The sequence below is a fragment of the Streptomyces sp. NPDC001904 genome, from assembly GCF_040297005.1.
Taxonomy (GTDB): domain Bacteria; phylum Actinomycetota; class Actinomycetes; order Streptomycetales; family Streptomycetaceae; genus Streptomyces.
Genome location: NZ_JBEOYI010000045.1, coordinates 1 through 16,783 on the forward strand (window position 1 = coordinate 1; position 16,783 = coordinate 16,783).

16 protein-coding genes are annotated in these 16,783 nt (G+C 72.8%); 5 read left to right on the plus strand and 11 right to left on the minus strand.

Annotation, left to right across the window (positions count from 1 at the left end; translation table 11 throughout):
- Positions 1-111: 111 nt before the first annotated feature.
- The 5 genes from ABT127_RS37445 to ABT127_RS37465 are packed head-to-tail and all read right to left on the minus strand — an operon-like array spanning position 112 to position 5,540.
- The gene (locus tag ABT127_RS37445) at positions 112-909 is read right to left on the minus strand and encodes a type III pantothenate kinase (protein ID WP_111662725.1); all 798 of its coding nucleotides are present in this window, start codon (positions 907-909) and stop codon (positions 112-114) included.
- Positions 909-1,913, minus strand: coding sequence for a carboxylating nicotinate-nucleotide diphosphorylase (nadC, locus tag ABT127_RS37450; RefSeq protein ID WP_351460438.1), 1,005 nt, complete (start codon positions 1,911-1,913; stop codon positions 909-911). Before nadC ends, ABT127_RS37445 begins: the two co-directional genes overlap by 1 nt.
- Complete coding sequence (locus ABT127_RS37455; protein ID WP_351460440.1) at positions 1,910-3,625, minus strand: L-aspartate oxidase; 1,716 nt, start codon at positions 3,623-3,625, stop codon at positions 1,910-1,912. The genes nadC and ABT127_RS37455 overlap by 4 nt, the downstream gene beginning before the upstream one ends.
- Positions 3,622-4,608 (minus strand): pantoate--beta-alanine ligase, encoded by a 987-nt coding sequence (gene panC / locus ABT127_RS37460; RefSeq protein WP_351460442.1) that lies wholly within the window; start codon positions 4,606-4,608, stop codon positions 3,622-3,624. The genes ABT127_RS37455 and panC overlap by 4 nt, the downstream gene beginning before the upstream one ends.
- A complete protein-coding gene (locus tag ABT127_RS37465) occupies positions 4,605-5,540 on the minus strand; it encodes a Rossmann-like and DUF2520 domain-containing protein (RefSeq protein ID WP_351460445.1) in 936 nt (311 codons plus the stop codon). Before ABT127_RS37465 ends, panC begins: the two co-directional genes overlap by 4 nt.
- A gap of 141 nt (positions 5,541-5,681) precedes the next feature.
- On the opposite strand from ABT127_RS37465, the gene ABT127_RS37470 reads away from it, so the two are divergent.
- On the plus strand, positions 5,682-6,824 hold the full coding sequence (locus ABT127_RS37470) for a threonine aldolase family protein (protein ID WP_351460447.1): 1,143 nt from the start codon (positions 5,682-5,684) through the stop codon (positions 6,822-6,824).
- 7 nt (positions 6,825-6,831) lie between these two features.
- Here ABT127_RS37470 and ABT127_RS37475 read toward each other — a convergent pair whose 3' ends face one another.
- A complete protein-coding gene (locus tag ABT127_RS37475; RefSeq protein WP_502971844.1) occupies positions 6,832-7,095 on the minus strand; it encodes a hypothetical protein in 264 nt (87 codons plus the stop codon).
- 144 nt (positions 7,096-7,239) lie between these two features.
- Between ABT127_RS37475 and ABT127_RS37480 the strand changes: the two genes are divergently transcribed.
- Positions 7,240-8,346, plus strand: a complete 1,107-nt coding sequence (locus tag ABT127_RS37480) for a DUF5937 family protein (protein ID WP_351460450.1) — start codon at positions 7,240-7,242, stop codon at positions 8,344-8,346.
- Between the two features lie 12 nt (positions 8,347-8,358).
- On the opposite strand, the gene ABT127_RS37485 is transcribed toward ABT127_RS37480, so the two are convergent.
- Positions 8,359-9,030 carry a response regulator transcription factor gene (locus tag ABT127_RS37485; protein WP_351460453.1) on the minus strand — a complete coding sequence of 224 codons (672 nt, stop codon included), beginning with the start codon at positions 9,028-9,030 and terminating at the stop codon, positions 8,359-8,361.
- Between the two features lie 26 nt (positions 9,031-9,056).
- Entirely contained in the window at positions 9,057-10,259 is a 1,203-nt protein-coding gene (locus ABT127_RS37490) for a sensor histidine kinase (protein WP_351460456.1), read from the minus strand.
- Between the two features lie 118 nt (positions 10,260-10,377).
- Between ABT127_RS37490 and ABT127_RS37495 the strand changes: the two genes are divergently transcribed.
- The gene (locus tag ABT127_RS37495) at positions 10,378-11,415 is read left to right on the plus strand and encodes an SAM-dependent methyltransferase (RefSeq protein ID WP_351460459.1); all 1,038 of its coding nucleotides are present in this window, start codon (positions 10,378-10,380) and stop codon (positions 11,413-11,415) included.
- Here ABT127_RS37495 and ABT127_RS37500 read toward each other — a convergent pair.
- The gene (locus ABT127_RS37500; protein ID WP_351460461.1) at positions 11,380-12,531 is read right to left on the minus strand and encodes an NADH-quinone oxidoreductase subunit D; all 1,152 of its coding nucleotides are present in this window, start codon (positions 12,529-12,531) and stop codon (positions 11,380-11,382) included. The two genes, ABT127_RS37495 and ABT127_RS37500, sit on opposite strands and share 36 nt — an antisense overlap.
- Positions 12,532-12,562: 31 nt before the next feature.
- On the opposite strand from ABT127_RS37500, the gene ABT127_RS37505 reads away from it, so the two are divergent.
- Together ABT127_RS37505 and ABT127_RS37510 are read left to right on the plus strand one after the other, a co-directional pair.
- On the plus strand, positions 12,563-13,105 hold the full coding sequence (locus tag ABT127_RS37505) for a PH domain-containing protein (RefSeq protein WP_502971845.1): 543 nt from the start codon (positions 12,563-12,565) through the stop codon (positions 13,103-13,105).
- The gene (locus tag ABT127_RS37510; protein WP_351460464.1) at positions 13,102-14,460 is read left to right on the plus strand and encodes a PH domain-containing protein; all 1,359 of its coding nucleotides are present in this window, start codon (positions 13,102-13,104) and stop codon (positions 14,458-14,460) included. The genes ABT127_RS37505 and ABT127_RS37510 overlap by 4 nt, the downstream gene beginning before the upstream one ends.
- Positions 14,461-14,553: 93 nt before the next feature.
- Here the strand turns inward: ABT127_RS37510 and ABT127_RS37515 are convergent, their stop codons facing one another.
- A complete protein-coding gene (locus ABT127_RS37515) occupies positions 14,554-15,585 on the minus strand; it encodes a hypothetical protein (RefSeq protein WP_351460467.1) in 1,032 nt (343 codons plus the stop codon).
- Positions 15,586-15,701: 116 nt separating this feature from the next.
- Positions 15,702-16,682 carry an ABC transporter substrate-binding protein gene (locus ABT127_RS37520; RefSeq protein ID WP_351460470.1) on the minus strand — a complete coding sequence of 327 codons (981 nt, stop codon included), beginning with the start codon at positions 16,680-16,682 and terminating at the stop codon, positions 15,702-15,704.
- Positions 16,683-16,783 lie beyond the last annotated feature (101 nt).

Below are 16,783 nucleotides of genomic sequence, written 5' to 3' on the forward strand. Positions count from 1 at the left end.
GGTCGCGCAGTTCCCCGCGCCCCTGAGATGCGCACTGCGTGCGCCATCTCATCAAAAGAGGCGCGGGGAACTGCGCGGCCAGCCCCCACTCACCCGCGGCCGGCCGCGTGCCTAAAGGCGGCTGACGTTGCGTTCGTAGACCAGGCGGAGGCCGATCAAGGTCAGCCACGGCTCGTGTTCGTCGATGACCGAGGCCTCGCCGAGGATGATCGGCGCAAGGCCACCCGTCGCGATGACGGTGACGTCGTCCGGGTCGTCGGCCAGCTCCTTGGCCATCCGGTTCACGACCCCGTCGACCTGGCCCGCGAACCCGTAGACGATGCCCGACTGCATCGCCTCGACGGTGTTCTTGCCGATGACACTGCGCGGCCGGGCCAGCTCGATCTTGCGGAGCTGTGCGCCGCGTACGCCCAGGGCCTCCACCGAGATCTCGATGCCGGGGGCGATGACGCCCCCGGTGTACTCCCCGCGCGCGGACACGGCGTCGAACGTCGTCGCCGTACCGAAGTCGACGACGATCGCCGGGCCGCCGTACAGCTCGACGGCCGCGACCGCGTTGATGATGCGGTCGGCGCCGACCTCCTTGGGGTTGTCCATGAGGATCGGGACGCCGGTCTTGATACCGGGTTCGACCAGGACGGCGGGGACGTCGCCGTAGTAGCGGCGGGTGACCTCGCGCAGTTCGTGCAGGACCGAGGGGACGGTCGAGCAGATGGCGATGCCGTCGATGCCGTCGCCGAGTTCGTCGCCGAGCAGCGGGTGCATGCCCATCAGGCCCTGGAGCAGGACGGCGAGCTCGTCGGCGGTGCGGCGGGCGTCGGTGGAGATGCGCCAGTGCTCGACGATCTCCTCGCCGTCGAACAGGCCGAGCACGGTGTGGGTGTTGCCCACGTCGATGGTGAGCAGCATCAGGCGGTCGCTTCCCGCAGGTCGAGGCCGATGTCGAGGATCGGCGAGGAGTGGGTCAGGGCGCCCACGGCGAGGAAGTCGACACCGGTCTTCGCGTAGGTACCGGCGTTCTCCAGGGTCAGCCGGCCCGAGGACTCCAGGAGCGCGCGGCCGTTCGTGAGGGCCACCGCCTCCTCCGTCTCGGACGGCGTGAAGTTGTCCAGGAGGATCAGGTCGGCGCCCGCGTCGAGGACCTCGCGCAGCTGGTGCAGGGTGTCGACCTCGACCTCGATCGGCAGGCCCGGGAAGCGGTCGCGCACCGCCTGGAAGGCCGCGGCCACGCCACCGGCCGCCACGACGTGGTTGTCCTTGACCAGGGCCGCGTCCGACAGCGACATGCGGTGGTTGACGCCGCCGCCCGCGCGGACCGCGTACTTCTCGAGCGAGCGCAGGCCGGGGGTGGTCTTGCGGGTGTCCCGCACCTTCGCCTTCGTACCGTCCAGGGCGTCCGCCCACGCGCGCGTGGCGGTGGCGATGCCGGAGAGGCGGCACAGGAGGTTGAGCGCGCTGCGCTCGGCGGTGAGCAGGTCGCGGGTGCGGGTGGTGACGGAGAGGAGCTTCTGGCCGGCTTCGACCCGGTCGCCGTCCTCGGCGTGCCGCTCGACCTCGAACTCGTCGCTCGCCACGACGGAGATGACCGCCTCGGCGACCCGCAGCCCCGCGACGACACCGGCCTCACGGGCGGTGAAGTCGGCCGTGGCGACGGCCTCCTCGGGGATCGTGGCGACCGTGGTGACGTCGACGCCGCCGTCGAGGTCCTCGGCGATCGCCATGTGGGCGATGTCCTCGATCTCGACCGGGTGCAGGCCCGCGTCCAGGAGCAGTTGGGCCAGCGACGGGTCGAGGCCGCACTCCATGACGTCGGCGACGTCGGTGTCGGCGCCCGCGCAGCCGCAGTTGTCGCCGCAGCCGCCGCTGTCGGCGTCTGCCAGGGGGAGGTCGGGGGTGGCGCTCACGTCGGTCACTGCTCCTGAGGGTTCTTTACCGTTGCCGGGAAGTCTGCTGTTTGTGTGGTGTGCGTGGCCAGAGTGCGGTCGGAATTCAGCCGTACGACGATGTGGCGGCGCCAGTTCGCGTCGTCGCGGTCCGCGTGGTCCTCGCGCCAGTGGCAGCCGCGGGTCTCCTCGCGGCGGCGGGCTGCGGCGACCAGGACGCGGGCCACGCACAGCAGGTTGGTGGCCTCCCAGGTGTCGACGCCGGGGACGGCCGTCTTGCCGTGCTCCGCGAGGGCGCCCGCGGCGTCGGCGTGGATGCGGCCGAGCCGGGCGGCGGCCTCGGCGAGGGAGTCGGCGGAGCGCAGCACGCCCGCGCCCTCGGTCATCACGCGCTGGATGGCGAGGCGGGCCTCGGCGGGCAGGAGGGGGTGGGTCGGGGTCTCCGGGTGCGGCACCGGTGCGGGCACGCGCGCGTGGAGGTGGTTCTCCGCGTGCTCCATCTTGATGTCGTCCGCGATGCGCTCGGCGTAGACGAGACCTTCGAGGAGCGAGTTGGAGGCCAGGCGGTTCGCGCCGTGGACTCCGGTGCAGGCGACCTCCCCGCACGCGTACAGGCCGGGGACGGTGGTGCGCCCGGACAGGTCGGTGCGGACCCCGCCGGAGGCGTAGTGCGCGGCCGGGGCGATCGGGATGGGCTCGGTGACCGGGTCCATGCCGTGGGCGCGGCAGGCGGCCAGGATCGTGGGGAAGCGCTTCTCCCACATCTCGCGGCCGAAGTGCCTCGCGTCGAGGTACATGTGCTCGGCGCCCTGCTCCTGCATGCGGCGCGTGATGCCCTTGGCGACGATGTCGCGCGGCGCCAGCTCGGCGAGTTCGTGCTGGCCCACCATGAAGCGCACGCCGTCGGCGTCGACCAGGTGGGCGCCCTCGCCGCGGACCGCCTCGGAGACGAGCGGCTGCTGGCCCTCGGCGTCGGCGCCGAGGAAGAGCACGGTGGGGTGGAACTGGACGAATTCGAGGTCGCTGACCTCGGCACCGGCGCGCAGGGCGAGGGCGACGCCGTCGCCGGTCGACACGTGCGGGTTCGTCGTCGCGGAGAAGACCTGGCCCATGCCGCCGGTCGCGAGGACCACGGCGGGGGCGAGGACGGCTCCGACGCCGTCGTGCTGGCCCTCGCCCATCACGTGCAGGGAGACGCCCGCGGTGCGGCCCTCGGCGTCCGTCAGCAGGTCGAGCACCAGTGCGTTCTCGACCGTGGGCACACCACGCGCGCGTACGGCCTCGACCAGGGCCCGGGAGATCTCGGCGCCCGAGGCGTCGCCGCCCGCGTGCGCGATGCGGCGCCGGTGGTGGCCGCCCTCGCGGGTCAGGTCGAGCGCGCCGTCCTCGGTCTCGTCGAAGTGGGCGCCGGTCTCGATGAGGCGGCGTACGGCGTCGGGGCCCTCGGTGACCAGGGTGCGCACCGCGTTCTCGTCGCACAGGCCCGCGCCCGCGACCAGGGTGTCGTCGAGGTGCTGCTCGGGAGTGTCGCCCTCGCCGAGCGCGGCCGCGATGCCGCCCTGCGCCCAGCGGGTGGAGCCGTCGTCCAGGCGGGCCTTGGTGACGACGACGGTGCGCAGGCCCGCGGCCTCGCAGCGCAGCGCGGCGGTCAGACCCGCGACGCCGGAGCCGACGACGACCACGTCGGCGTCGAGGTTCCAGCCGGGGGCAGGGGCGTGGAGTGCTATGCCTGTGCTCGTCACAGGTGACCTCCGAAGGTCAGCGGCAGGTTGTCGATCAGCCGGGTCGTGCCCACGCGGGCGGCGACCGCCAGCACGGCCTCGCCCTCGTGGCCGTCCCGTACATCGGTGAAGTCGGCCGGGTCGACCAGCGCCAGGTAGTCCAGCTCGACCGGCGGGACGAGGCGGGCGGCCTCGTCCAGGACCTGGCGGGCGGCGGCGAGCACGGCGGCGGGGCCGCCCGGGGAGGCCACCGCGTGGGCGTCGGCGGCGGCGCGGGCCTCGCCGAGCGCGTCGAGCGCCCGGGCACGCGCGCGCGGGGTGGGGTTCTCGGCGGCACGCGCGCGCAGGGCCTCCTGGGCCGCGTGCCGGTCGCGGCCAGCGAACAGGGCCCGGGAGAGCGCCAGCGCGCTGCGGCGCTCGTCCGGCGAGAGATAGCGGTTGCGCGAGGAGAGGGCCAGGCCGTCGCTCTCGCGGGCCGTGGGCACGGCCTCGATCTCCACGTCGAAGTTCAGGTCGCGGACCATGCGGCGGACCAGGGCGAGCTGCTGGGCGTCCTTCTGGCCGAAGAGGGCGACGTCCGCGCGCGTGAGGTGCAGGAGCTTGGCGACGACGGTGAGCATGCCGTCGAAGTGGCCGGGGCGCGAGGCGCCTTCGAGGCGCTCGCCCATCGGGCCCGCCGCCATCCGGACCTGGGGCTGCCCGCCGGGGTAGACCTCGTCGACGGACGGCGCGAAGACGAGGTCGGCGCCCGCCTGTCCGGCGATCTTGACGTCGGCCTCAAGGGTGCGCGGGTAGCGGTCGAGGTCCTCGCCCGCGCCGAACTGCAGCGGGTTCACGAAGACGGTGACGACCACTTCGCCGTCGGCGCCCGCGCGCTCGCGGGCGGTGCGGACGAGGGTGGCGTGGCCGTCGTGCAGGGCGCCCATGGTCATCACGACCACGCGCCGCCCGGCACGCGTGCGTACCCGCAGGTCCTCTCCGGTGTGGACGATCTCGGCGCTCATCGGGTCTCCTCCGCGCCCGTGGCCAGCACGTCGAGCAGGTCCTCGGCCAGCTCCGGCTTGAGGAGTCCGTGGGCGAGGGCGCGGTCGGCGGTGGCGCGGGCCATCGCGAGGTAACCGGCGACGGCCTGCGGGGCGTGCGCGCGCAGCTCCGCGACATGGGCGGCGACGGTGCCCGCGTCGCCGCGTGCGACCGGTCCGGTGAGCGCGGCGTCGCCGGAGCGCAGGGCGTTGTCCAGGGCCGCGCCGAGGAGCGGGCCGAGCATCCGGTCGGGGGCGGTGACGCCCGCGTCGCGGAGCAGGTCCATGGCCTGGGCGACCAGGGTGACCAGGTGGTTCGCGCCGAGCGCGAGGGCCGCGTGGTAGAGCGGCCGCATCTCCTCGGCGATCCACTCGGGCTCGCCGCCCATCTCGATGACCAGGGCCTCGGCGGCCAGCCGCAGCTCCTCGGGGGCGGTCACGCCGAACGAGCATCCGGCCAGCCGCTGGACGTCGACGGCGGTGCCGGTGAACGTCATCGCGGGGTGCAGCGCGAGCGGCAGGGCGCCCGCGCGCAGGGCCGGGTCGAGGACCTTGGCGCCGAACCGGCCCGAGGTGTGCACGAGGAGCTGTCCCGGCCGGATCGAACCGGTCTCGACGAAGCCCTCGACGAGACCGGGCAGGACGTCGTCGGGCACGGTCAGCAGCACCAGCTCGGCCCTCGCCAGCACCTCGGCGGGCGGCACGAGGGGGACGTCGGGGAGCAGGGCGGCAGCCCGTCGCACGGAGGCGTCGGAGACTCCGGAGACGGCGACCGGGCGGTGTCCGGCCAGTTGCAGGGACGCGGCGAGCGCGGGTCCCACCCGGCCCGCGCCGACGACGCCGACCGTGAGGCGGGCGGGCCGGTCCTTGGGATCGGTGGGTTCGGATCGGGGTGACTGTGGGGCTGAGGTCACGGGGCGACGGCCTTCCGTTCCAGTCCGCTCGGGGTACCGGACGATTTCTCGTCATGTTAACGCTATCTGGCCCGACGGGCCTCGGTCGTCCACAGGCTGTGGGGAAGCGCACGCGTACGCGTGTGCGACATGATGCGGCGCATGAACGTCCCTGAAGAGAAGCAACAGACAGCACGGCGGATCGCCGCCGTCCGGGGCGCGCGGCGCGTCCTGGCACGCGGTCCGCACACGGCCACCATGGGCGAGCACTGGGCGCGCCTGACCGACGCGGCGGGCACGGTGACCGACCTGTCCGGCGACGTCGACGTCTACGGGGACGGGGTCGTCGCCGACCTGGAGGCGAAGGTCGCCGGGCTGCTCGGCAAGGAGGCCGCCGCGTTCTTCCCCACCGGCACCATGGCGCAGCAGGTCGCGCTGCGCTGCTGGGCGGGCCGCACCGGCAGCTCCACGGTGGCCCTGCACCCGCTGGCCCACCCCGAGGTCCACGAGCGGGAGGCGCTGTCCACGCTGTCCGGCCTGCGCACGGTGCACCCGACGACCGCCGCCCGGCAGATCACGGCGGACGAGGTGCAGGGCATGGACGAGCCGTTCGGCACGCTGATGCTGGAACTGCCGCTCAGGGACGCCGGTTTCGTGCTGCCCACGTGGGAGGAGCTCAAGGAGGTCTGCGAGGAGGCACGCGCGCGGGACGCCGTGGTGCACTTCGACGGGGCCCGCCTGTGGGAGTGCACGACGCACTTCGGACGCCCGCTGGACGAGATCGCCGACCTCGCGGACAGCGTGTACGTGTCGTTCTACAAGTCGCTCGGCGGCCTGAGCGGCGCCGCCCTCGCGGGCCCGCAGTCGTTCATCGACGAGGCCAGGGCCTGGCGGCACCGCTACGGCGGCCAGGTCTTCCACCAGTTCCCGCAGGCGATCGCGGCGCTGGTCGGCCTGGAGCGGGAGCTGCCGCGCCTGCCGGAGTACGTGGCGCACGCGCGCGTGGTGGCGCGGGCGCTGCGGGAGGGGTTCGCCGAGGCGGGTCTCGCGTGGGCCCGGGTGCACCCCGAGGAGCCGCACACGCAGGCGTTCCGGGTACTGCTGCCCTACGACACCGACGTGCTCACCGAGGCGTCGGTGGCGCAGGCGGAGGAGACGAAGACGCTGCTGTTCGGGCGCTGGTGGCCGGTGAGCGGGGCGCCGGGGCTCTCCGTCACCGAGGTCACGGTCGCCGCGCCGGGCCTGGAGTGGAGCGCCGACGACGTCCGCGCGGCCGTCGCGGACTTCGTACGACGCCTGCCGTGAGCCGGCTTCAGCACCCGGCGGCGTGACCGCGGTGGCCCCGGTGCCCGGACAGGCGCCGGGCCAGCGCGGCACGGATCCGGCCGCGCGCCGGGCGCTCCGCGAGGACCGCGCGGAAGCGGCGGTAGTCGCGCAGCTCGCGCACCGCGGCCGCCTCGTTCAGGTACGGGGCCGGCGGTGCGGTCTCACCGCGCCGGGCGGCCCGGTAGACGTCCAGCGCGTACTGCTGGGTGACGGTCATGACGACCACCTCGCTCATCATCTCGATTGTCACGCCATGCCCCGGAAGATTCCTGTTCGCCAGGCTTGGGGGCCGATGACCACGAGACTGCGCTCCGGGCCGCGGACCGGTCACGTCGATTGACGAGAGCCGTCAATCGAGGACCCGGCTGTCGGTGGCGCCGTGCACCATGGGGTCATGAGCGTGCGCATCGACATCACCGGCCTGACGGCCGAGCGGATCCACGTCGTGCCCTCACCCCTGGCCGAGCTGGGCATGGCGCTGCACGCGCTGGCGGAGCCCGCGCACCACCCGGGGCTGCAGGGGTGGACGACGAGCGTGTCCGCACGCCTCGACCCGTGTCTCGCGGACCGGATGTGCGAGGCCGACTTCCTGTGGCGCACGACGTTCTCGGACGTCTTCACCCCCTGCGCCGGGATCCCGGGCCGGCGCACCCTGCCCGGCACCACGCTCACCGAGGAGCTGGACCTGCTCGACAAGCTCTCCGACGAGCAGTTCGTGGACGCCGCCCTGGAGTTCACCTGCCAGTCGGAGTACGCGAAGCGGGACGTCGCCCGGCTGGACGATGCGCGCGCGCGAGAGCGGGCGCTCGATCTGGCGGCGGCCCGCGGCACCCACCAAGTGCGCTTCACCCAGCGGCTGCTGGACGATCCGCCCGCCATCAGGGCCTGGTTCCGCGAGCTCATGCAGGACTGCGACGAGGCGTTCTTCTCCGACGTGTGGGGGCGTGTGCAGCACCAGCTGGCGGCCGACGCGCGGCACAAGACGGAGCTGCTGCGCCGCAAGGGCGTCGCGGCCGCGCTCTCCGCGGTCTCCGGGTCGGTCTCGCTGGATGAGTCGGGTCCGGCCGTCGTCGTCGACAAGATCTCCGTGGGGCACACCGAGACGGGCGCCGGCGACCTGATCCTGACCCCGACCAGCCTGGGGTGGCCGCATCTGTGGGTGCTGCACCGCGAGGGCTGGGCGCCGATGATCACGTACCCGATCTCCTCGCCCGGCCTCACCGCACCGACCTCGGTGGAGCAGCTGACCCGGCGGATGGCGGCCCTCGCCCACCCGGTGCGCATGCGGCTCTGCCGCCACCTGGCGCGCGGCTCGTACACGACGGGCGAGCTGGCCGACGCGCACGGCATGACCGCGCCGGAGATCTCCCGGCATCTGTCGGTGCTGAAGAAGGCGGGCCTGATCACGACCCGGCGCCAGGGCCGTTACGTGCAGCACCAGTTGGACCTGAGCGTGGTGTCACGGCTCGGCGGGGACTTCATCGAAGGGGTGCTGCGCTGAGGTGGCGGCCCCTCAGGCTCCGCCACCCGCCCGGACGAGCCCCGTCTCGTAGGCGAGGACGACGACCTGGACCCGGTCGCGCAGGCCGAGCTTGGTGAGGATGCGCCCCACGTGGGTCTTCACGGTGGCCTCGGACAGCACCAGATGGGCCGCGATCTCGCCGTTCGACAGGCCCTGGGCGACCAGGATCATGACCTCGCGCTCGCGCTCGGTGAGCCGCGCCAGCAGCTGGTGCTGCGGCTCCTTGGCGCTGCTGGGCAGCATCGGGGCGAACCGGTCGAGCAGCCGGCGGGTGGTGGACGGGGCGACCACCGCGTCACCGCTGTGCACGGCGCGGATCGCGGTGAGCAGCTCGCCGGGCGGCACGTCCTTGAGCATGAAGCCGGAGGCGCCCGCCTTGAGCCCGGAGAACGCGTACTCGTCCAGGTCGAACGTGGTCAGGATGAGGACCTTCGGCGGGTTCGGGTCCTGGCAGATGCGCCGCGTCGTCTCGACCCCGTCGAGCTTCGGCATCCGTACGTCCATGAGCACCACGTCCACGGCCGTGGCCCGCAGTACTTCCAGTGCCTCGACACCGTCGCCCGCCTCCGCCACGACCTCCATGTCCGGCTGGGCGGCGAGCACCATCCGGAAGCCGGTGCGCAGCAGCACCTGGTCGTCGACGAGCATGACCTTGATCGACATCGATCCCGTTCCTTCGCTGGTACGTGTCAATGAGCGGGCTTGAGAGGGAGCAGGACACTGATGCGGAAGCCACCGCCGGGGCGCGGGCCCGCGTCCAGCGTGCCGCCGACCATACCGACGCGCTCGCGCATCCCGATCAGCCCGTGGCCGCGGCCGTCGACGCCACCGTCCTCGTACAGCTCGTGCGGGGAGCCCTTGCCGTCGTCCTCGACGAGCAGGCCGAGTCCGTCGTCGAAGTAGACCAGGCGGACGCTGGCCCCCGCGTTCGGTCCGCCGTGCTTGCGGGTGTTGGTGAGTGCTTCCTGGACGATGCGGTACGCGGTCAGCTCGACGCCGCTGGGCAGCGGGCGCGGGGTGCCCTCGACCTTGAAGTCGACGGGCAGACCCGCCGTGCGCACCTGGGTGACCAGGTCCTCGATCTGCTCGACGTCGGGCTGCGGCACGTACTCCTCGCCCTTCTCGCGCTCGCCGGTGCGCAGCACACCGAGCAGCCGGCGCATCTCGGCGAGCGCCTGCCGGCCCGTCCCCGAGATCGTCTCCAGGGCCTTCTTCGCCTGGTCGGGCGCGGTGTCCAGGACGTACGCGGCGCCGTCCGCCTGCACCACCATCACCGACACGTTGTGCGCGACGACATCGTGCAACTCCCGCGCGATGCGTGCCCGTTCGGCCGCGACCGCGACCTTCGACTGGGCCTCGCGCTCCTTCTCCAGGCGGGCCGCGCGCTCCTCCAGCTCGGCGAGATAGGCGCGGCGGGTGCGCAGGGAGTCGCCGAGGACCCAGGCGAGGGCGAACGGGACCATCGTGAAGACCGTGACGGCGAGCTGCCCGAGGGCGCTGGCCTGCTCCTCGGGCCAGCGCAGCTGTGCGAGCGGTGCCGCGCACAGACCCGCGCCGAGGGCGAGCCGGGACGACCACCGCGTCCCGTTCGCCGCGCAGGTGTAGACGATGACGAGCATCGCGAAGTCACCGGGACTGGTCTCGGCGTCGAAGACCAGCTGGGCCAGGCCGGTCACGATCGTGAGGATCAGCATCCGCTCCGGCATCCGGCGGCGCAGCGTGACGACGACGCTCAGCAGGACGGCGCAGACGATGCCCGCCACCCGGCTGCCGCGGGGCGAGCCCGGGGCGCCGTTGGTGACGGTCACCACCGACATCCCGAACAGGATTACGGCCCAGAAGCCGTCGACCCAGGTCGGGTGTCTGCGGAGGAAGTCATAGACGCGCTGCACGTAACCCAGAGTAGGTAGCCGCGCGGCCCGCGGGGGTCAACCGGAGGACCGATCCGCACCCGGCGCGCGTACTCCCCAAGGTGGAGGCGCACACGCCCGGCGCGCATAGCCTTCAGCCGTGGAGAACGTGACCGAGGACGGACGAGAGGGCCGGGCGCGCGGCTGGCGCGAGGCGACCGAGCGGGCGCTGTACGGACCGGCCGGCTTCTATCGGCGGCCCGAGGGCCCGGCCGGCCATTTCCGCACGTCGGTCCATGCGTCGCCGCTGTTCGCCGGGGCCGTGGCCGAGCTGCTGTGCCGGGTGGACGCGGCGCTCGGCACGCCGGACCGGCTGACGTTCGTCGACATGGGGGCGGGGCGCGGCGAGCTGGTGTCGGGGGTGCTTCGGCTGCTGCCGGAGAGCGTGCACGCGCGCGTGCACGCCTGCGCGGTGGAGATCGCCGAGCGTCCCGCGGATCTCGATCACCGGATCGAGTGGCGGTCCGAGCCGCCCGGCGGGATCACCGGGCTGCTGTTCGCGAACGAATGGCTCGACAACGTCCCGGCCGACGTCGTCGAGACGGACGCGGACGGCACCGCCCGGCTCGTCCTCGTGACGCCGGACGGCACGGAGTCCCTGTCCCCCGGTCCGCTCGGCGACGTCGAACAGCACTGGCTCGACACCTGGTGGCCGCTGCCGTCCGGGCCGGGGCTGCGCGCCGAGGTCGGGCTGGAGCGGGACACGGCGTGGGCGGCGGCCGTGGGCACCGTGGAGCGCGGTCTCGCGGTCGCCGTGGACTACGCGCACACGCGCGCGTCCCGGCCCCCGTTCGGCACGCTGACGGGGTTCAGGGAGGGGCGTGAGGTGCCGCCCGTGCCCGACGGGTCCCGCGACATCACGGCCCATGTGGCGCTCGACGCCTGCGCGACCGGGCCGGGGGCCCGGCTGCTCGGCCAGCGCGCCGCGCTGCGCGCGCTCGGCGTCGGCGCGGACCGCCCGCCGCTGTCGCTCGCGTCCCGGGACCCGGCCGGATACGTACGGGCGCTCGCGCGCGCGGGTGAGGCGGCGGAGCTGACGGCACGGGGCGGGCTCGGCGACTTCGGGTGGCTCGTCGAGCCGGTGGAGGTGGCTCCCGACGGCCTACTTGTCGATGTCGCCGACCACGAAGAACAGTGACCCGAGGATCGCCACCATGTCGGCGACGAGCGTCCCCGGCAGCAGCTCGGCGAGCGCCTGGATGTTGTTGTAGGACGCGGAGCGCAGCTTGAGGCGGTACGGCGTCTTCTCGCCCTTGGAGACGAGGTAGTAGCCGTTGATGCCCAGCGGGTTCTCCGTCCAGGCGTACGTGTGGCCCTCGGGCGCCTTGAGGACCTTCGGCAGGCGCTGGTTGACCGGGCCGGGCGGGAGGTCCGCGATGCGGTCGAGGCAGGCGTCGGCGAGGGCGAGCGCGTTGTGGGTCTGCTCCAGGAGGCACTCGAAGCGGGCCAGGCAGTCGCCCTCCTGCCGCGTGACGACCTTCAGGGTGTCCTGAAGCTCTCCGTAGGCGAGGTACGGCTCGTCGCGGCGCAGGTCGAAGTCGACGCCGGAGGCGCGGGCGATCGGCCCCGAGACCCCGTAGGAGTGCGCGGCCTGCGCCGACAGGACGCCCACCCCGCGCGTGCGGCCCCGGAAGATCTCGTTGCCGAGGACGAGACGGTCGTAGACGTCCATCCGGGAGCGGACGGACGCGACGGCGTCCCGCGCGCGCGTGGTCCAGCCGAGCGGCAGGTCCTCCTTGAGGCCGCCGACCCGGTTGAACATGTAGTGCATGCGGCCGCCGGAGATCTCCTCCATGACGGTCTGGAGTTCCTCGCGTTCGCGGAAGGCGTGGAAGACCGGAGTGATTCCGCCCAGTTCGAGTGGGTACGAACCCAGGAACATCAGATGGTTCAGCACACGGTTCAGCTCGGCGAGCAGGGTCCGCAGCCAGACGGCGCGCTCGGGGACCTCCATGCCCAGCATCCGCTCGACGGCGAGCACGACGCCCAGCTCGTTCGAGAACGCGGACAGCCAGTCGTGGCGGTTGGCGAGCATCACGATCTGCCGGTAGTCGCGCGCCTCGAACAGCTTCTCGGCTCCGCGGTGCATGTAGCCGATCACCGGCTCCGCGTGCTGGATCCGCTCGCCGTCGAGCACGAGACGCAGGCGCAGCACACCATGGGTGGAGGGATGCTGCGGACCGATGTTGAGCACCATGTCGGTGCTCTCCGCGGCACCACCGATGCCGACCGTGGCCTGAGTCGTGGGCGTCATGCGGACAGTCTCTCCTACGTAGGGTGAATTCATGGAGACAGGGGCGACGGGGTCGGTGGGGGCGATGGGGACCATGAACGACGAGGGCGGGACCGGGGAGACCGGCGAGGCCGGGCCGAGCTGGACCGGGCTGCCGTCCGGGCTGCTGAAGCTGCGCCGGCTGCTGCTCGTGCTCTGGCTGGTGCCGATCGCCGTCGCGGTCGCGGTGCTGCTCACGATCGTCGCGGGAGCGCCGTGGGCGGCGTTCGCGCTGCTGCCGCTCGCGGTGCTGGGGTGGGGCTGGCCGATGCTCGGCCGGAACTGGCGCTCGTGGCGGTACGCCGAGCGCGCCGACGACCTGCTGATCAGCCGCGGGGTGCTGTGGCGCGAGGAAACGATCGTGCCGTACGGGCGGATGCAGCTGGTCGAGGTGACCTCGGGCCCGCTCGAGCGGAAGTTCGGCCTGGCCAGCCTGCAGCTGCACACCGCGGCCGCCGCCACCGACGCGACGATCCCCGGACTCGTCCCGGCCGAGGCGGAACGGCTGCGCGACCGCCTCACCGAGCTCGGCGAAGCCCGATCGGCCGGCCTGTGACGGCCGCCCACGCCCCCGAGGACGTCACGGGCCACGAGCAGCCCGAGAGCGTCCGGGAGCGGCGCCTGCACCCCGTCACACCGCTGCGCCGCGCCTGGGCGCCGATAGCGGTCCTGCTCGGCTGGGCCGTCCACGACATGGACCAGGCGCAGCGCCAGCTCGCCCAGCTCACCGCCGCGACCCTCGCGATCGGCCTGCTCGTCCTGGTGCCCGGGGCCGCCCTGTACGGGTTCCTCACCTGGTGGTTCACGCACTTCGGGGTGACGGACACCGAACTGCGCATCCGTACCGGTCTGCTGTTCCGCCGCACCGCCCACATCCGGCTCGACCGCCTTCAGGCCGTCGACGTCACCCAGCCGCTCCTGGCCCGCTTCGTGGGCGTGGCCAAGCTGAAGCTCGACGTCGTCGGCACCGACAAGAAGGACGAACTCGCCTATCTGGGAGAGAAGGAGGCCCGCGATCTGCGGGCCGAACTGCTCGCGCGTGCGGCCGGTTTCGCCCCGGAGTCGGCCCATGAGGTGGGCGAGGCGCCGGCGCGGCAGATCCTGCGCACGCCCCCGGGCACGCTCGCCGTGGCACTGCTGCTGACGGGCACCCCGTGGGCGATGCTCCTGGCGGCGACCGCCGTGCCGACGTTCCTGTGGTTCGTCACCCACAACCTGTGGACAGTGATCGCGGTCGCCGTTCCGCTGGCCGGCGGGGCGTTCACCAACAGCGCGGGCCGCTTCATCAAGGAGTACGACTGGACGGTCGGCGAGTCCCCCGACGGGCTGCGCATCGACCACGGGCTGCTCGACCGGGTGCACGAGACGGTGCCGCCCGGCCGGGTGCAGACCGTGCGGATCGTGCAGCCGCTGCTGTGGCGGCGGCGCGGCTGGGTCCGGGTCGAGCTGCACGTGGCGGGGTCGGCCAACTCCGTTCTGGTGCCCGTCGCCCCGCGCGAGCAGGCCGAGGACGTCGTCGCGCGCATCCTGCCGGGTGTCGCGGTGCCCAAGCCGGGCGACTTCACGGGGGCGCCGCGGCGCGGTCACTGGTGCGTGCCGGTGTGGTGGCGGGCGTACGGGGTGTCGGTCACGGAGACGGTGTTCGCCGCCCGGGAGGGCCTGCTCCAGCGCACGATCTCCCTCGTCCCGCACGCCAAGGTGCAGAGCGTGCGCCTCACCCAGGGCCCGTGGGAGCGCTGCTGGCGTCTCGCGGGGCTGCACCTGGACACGGGCGCCGACAAGACGGTGACGGCGCGCCTGCGGGACGCCAAGGAGGCGGCGGAGCTGCTGCGCGCACAGGCGGACCGCTCCCGGACGGGACGCAAGGGGGCGCGGCCCGACCGGTGGATGAGCGGGACGCCGTCGTCGTGACGGACCGCGCGGGCAGGGCATGAAAGGGGCGCTCCGCCACCGGCGGAGCGCCCCTTTTCACCACGGAACCACGGAACCACGGAACCGCGAACCTCACGCGCGCAGCGCCGACCTCAGCTCGCCCACGTCGATCTGCTCGGTCTCGTCGTGCGCCGTCAGGTCGATGACTTCCTTCTCGGCGCCGTCGCTGTCCTGTTCACCCTGCGGGGCCTGCTGGTCCTGCTGGTTCTGCTGGTTCTGCTGGTCCTGCTGGTTCTGCTGGTTCTGCTGGTTCTGCTGGTTCTGCTTGTCTTGCTTCTCCTGCTTGTTCTGCTTCTCCTGCTCGGCGAGCGCCTCCTGCCCGACGACGTCCGCCAGGTCCTCGTCGTGCGCCACCGCGGAGTCTCCGGTGCCGAAGAAGTCGAAGCCGCCCACGAGCGCCCTGCGTGCCGGTGCCGCCGGGGGCACCACGGCCGCGGCGGCCGGCACCGTGAAGTGGCCGGACGCCGCCCGGGGCTTCCCCCGGGAATCGGTGTCCTCCGCGACGGGGGCGGGGGCGGGCGCGGCGGGCCGGGCCAGCCGGTCGAGCGCCGCGTTCGCCCGCAGGTACAGCGACGGGGTGACCCGGACGGGGGCCGAGGCCGCCGCCGGCTCGGCGGACCGGGCCGGGGGCAGCGCCTTCGCGGGCGCCGACGCCTCGATGGCGAGCCGGCGCCGGCCCTCCAGGGCGCTGGCCCGCTCCGTCTCCGCATTGGCGTACCGGCGCAGCAGCGCGGCGTGCTCATTGCGCAGCGCCGCCAGCTCGGAGCGCTTGGAGCGGAGCCTGCCCTCGAGGCGGGTGCGCAGCTCGCGCGACTCCTCCAGGTCCCCCTCCAGCTCCGCCACGGCCTCCTCGTGACGCCAGCGCTCGCTCGCGGCGCCCCGGGTCAGATCGGCGACCTGCTTGCCCGCGAGCCGGTCCCAGCGGCGCATCACGACAGCGCCGACGACGGCCGCGGCGGCCGCGGCGGCCGTGATGCCGCGCAGCACGAGCGGATCGCCCGAAAGCCAGGCGCCGCCCGCGCACACGAGAGGCGCACCGGCGATCACCGAAGGCGGCAACAGGCGGTGCAGGGGTGGGGAATGGCGGTGGCGTCCACGTGGCATGGCCAGAAACTTACCGCGCGTAGGCGAATCGCGAAGCCCCGCCCGGCAAAATCCGGGCGCAGGCGACGCAGAAACCACCGAACTCTCGCCAGAAACGACTCACTTGACGATCAAGATCATTTCTTGACGAGACCCTTGGCCTCCAGATACTCCTTCGCGACATCGGCTTCCTTCTGCCGCTCGGCGTCGACCTTGCGGTTCAACTCCACCAGATCGTCGGTGGTGAGGACCTTGGTCAGCTTGCCGAGGACATCGGCTATCGCCTTGTCGCCCGCGTCCTTGGCGTTCACGACCGGAACGATGTTGTCCGCATTCTGCAGCTTCTTGTCGTCCTCCAACAGGACGAGCCCGAAGTTCTTCAGCGTCGCATCGGTCGTGGTCGTCAGAACCAGCTGGTCCTGCCCGTTCTTCACCGCCTGCTTGGACTGGGTGGTGCCGACGCCCTTCGGGTCGATCCCCGTGACGTCGATTCCGTACGTCTTCTTCAGACCCGGTGCGCAGAACGGCCGGGTCTCGCATTCGTCGCCGGCCGCGATCTTGACCTTCTCGCCGGACTTGCCGAGATCGGAAAGCGTCTTCAGGTTGTGCTTCTTCGCATACGCCTCGGTCACCGCGAACGCGTTCTGATCCACGGCCTCGCCGGCGTCCAGAACCTTCAGGCCCTCCGGCTCGGCGAGACCGCGCAGTGCGGTCATCGTCGCGTCGACATCACTGGACGCGACGGTCTTCGCGTCCGAGCCGTTCTTCTTCAGGTTGAGGAATTCGGCGAGCGTCGCCGCGTATTCGGGCACCACGTCGATGGCGCCCTTCGCGAGCTGCGGTTCGTAGATCTCGCGGTTCTCGACCGTCTTGACCGACGCGTCGTACCCGGCGTCGTCCAATATCTGCCGGTACAGCTCGCCCATCACCTTGGCCTCGGTGAAACTGGCGGCGCCGATGACGATCTTGCCCTTCTTGCCGTCGCCCGCGCTCGCCGAGCCGCCCTTGTCGCCTTCCAGGCTGTCACCGCCGCACGCGGTGAGACCCGCGGTCAGGGCTCCCGCGGCCACGACCGCCAGGGCCATGCGGCGCGTCCTGCCGTGCGTCCTGCTGTTCATCGCTCTCCTCGTTGCACTGGTAGCACTGCTGGCACTGCTGCACTGCTGGCACTGCTGTCGCCCTGCTGACTGGCTGTCGCACTGCTGACTGACGGACGGCA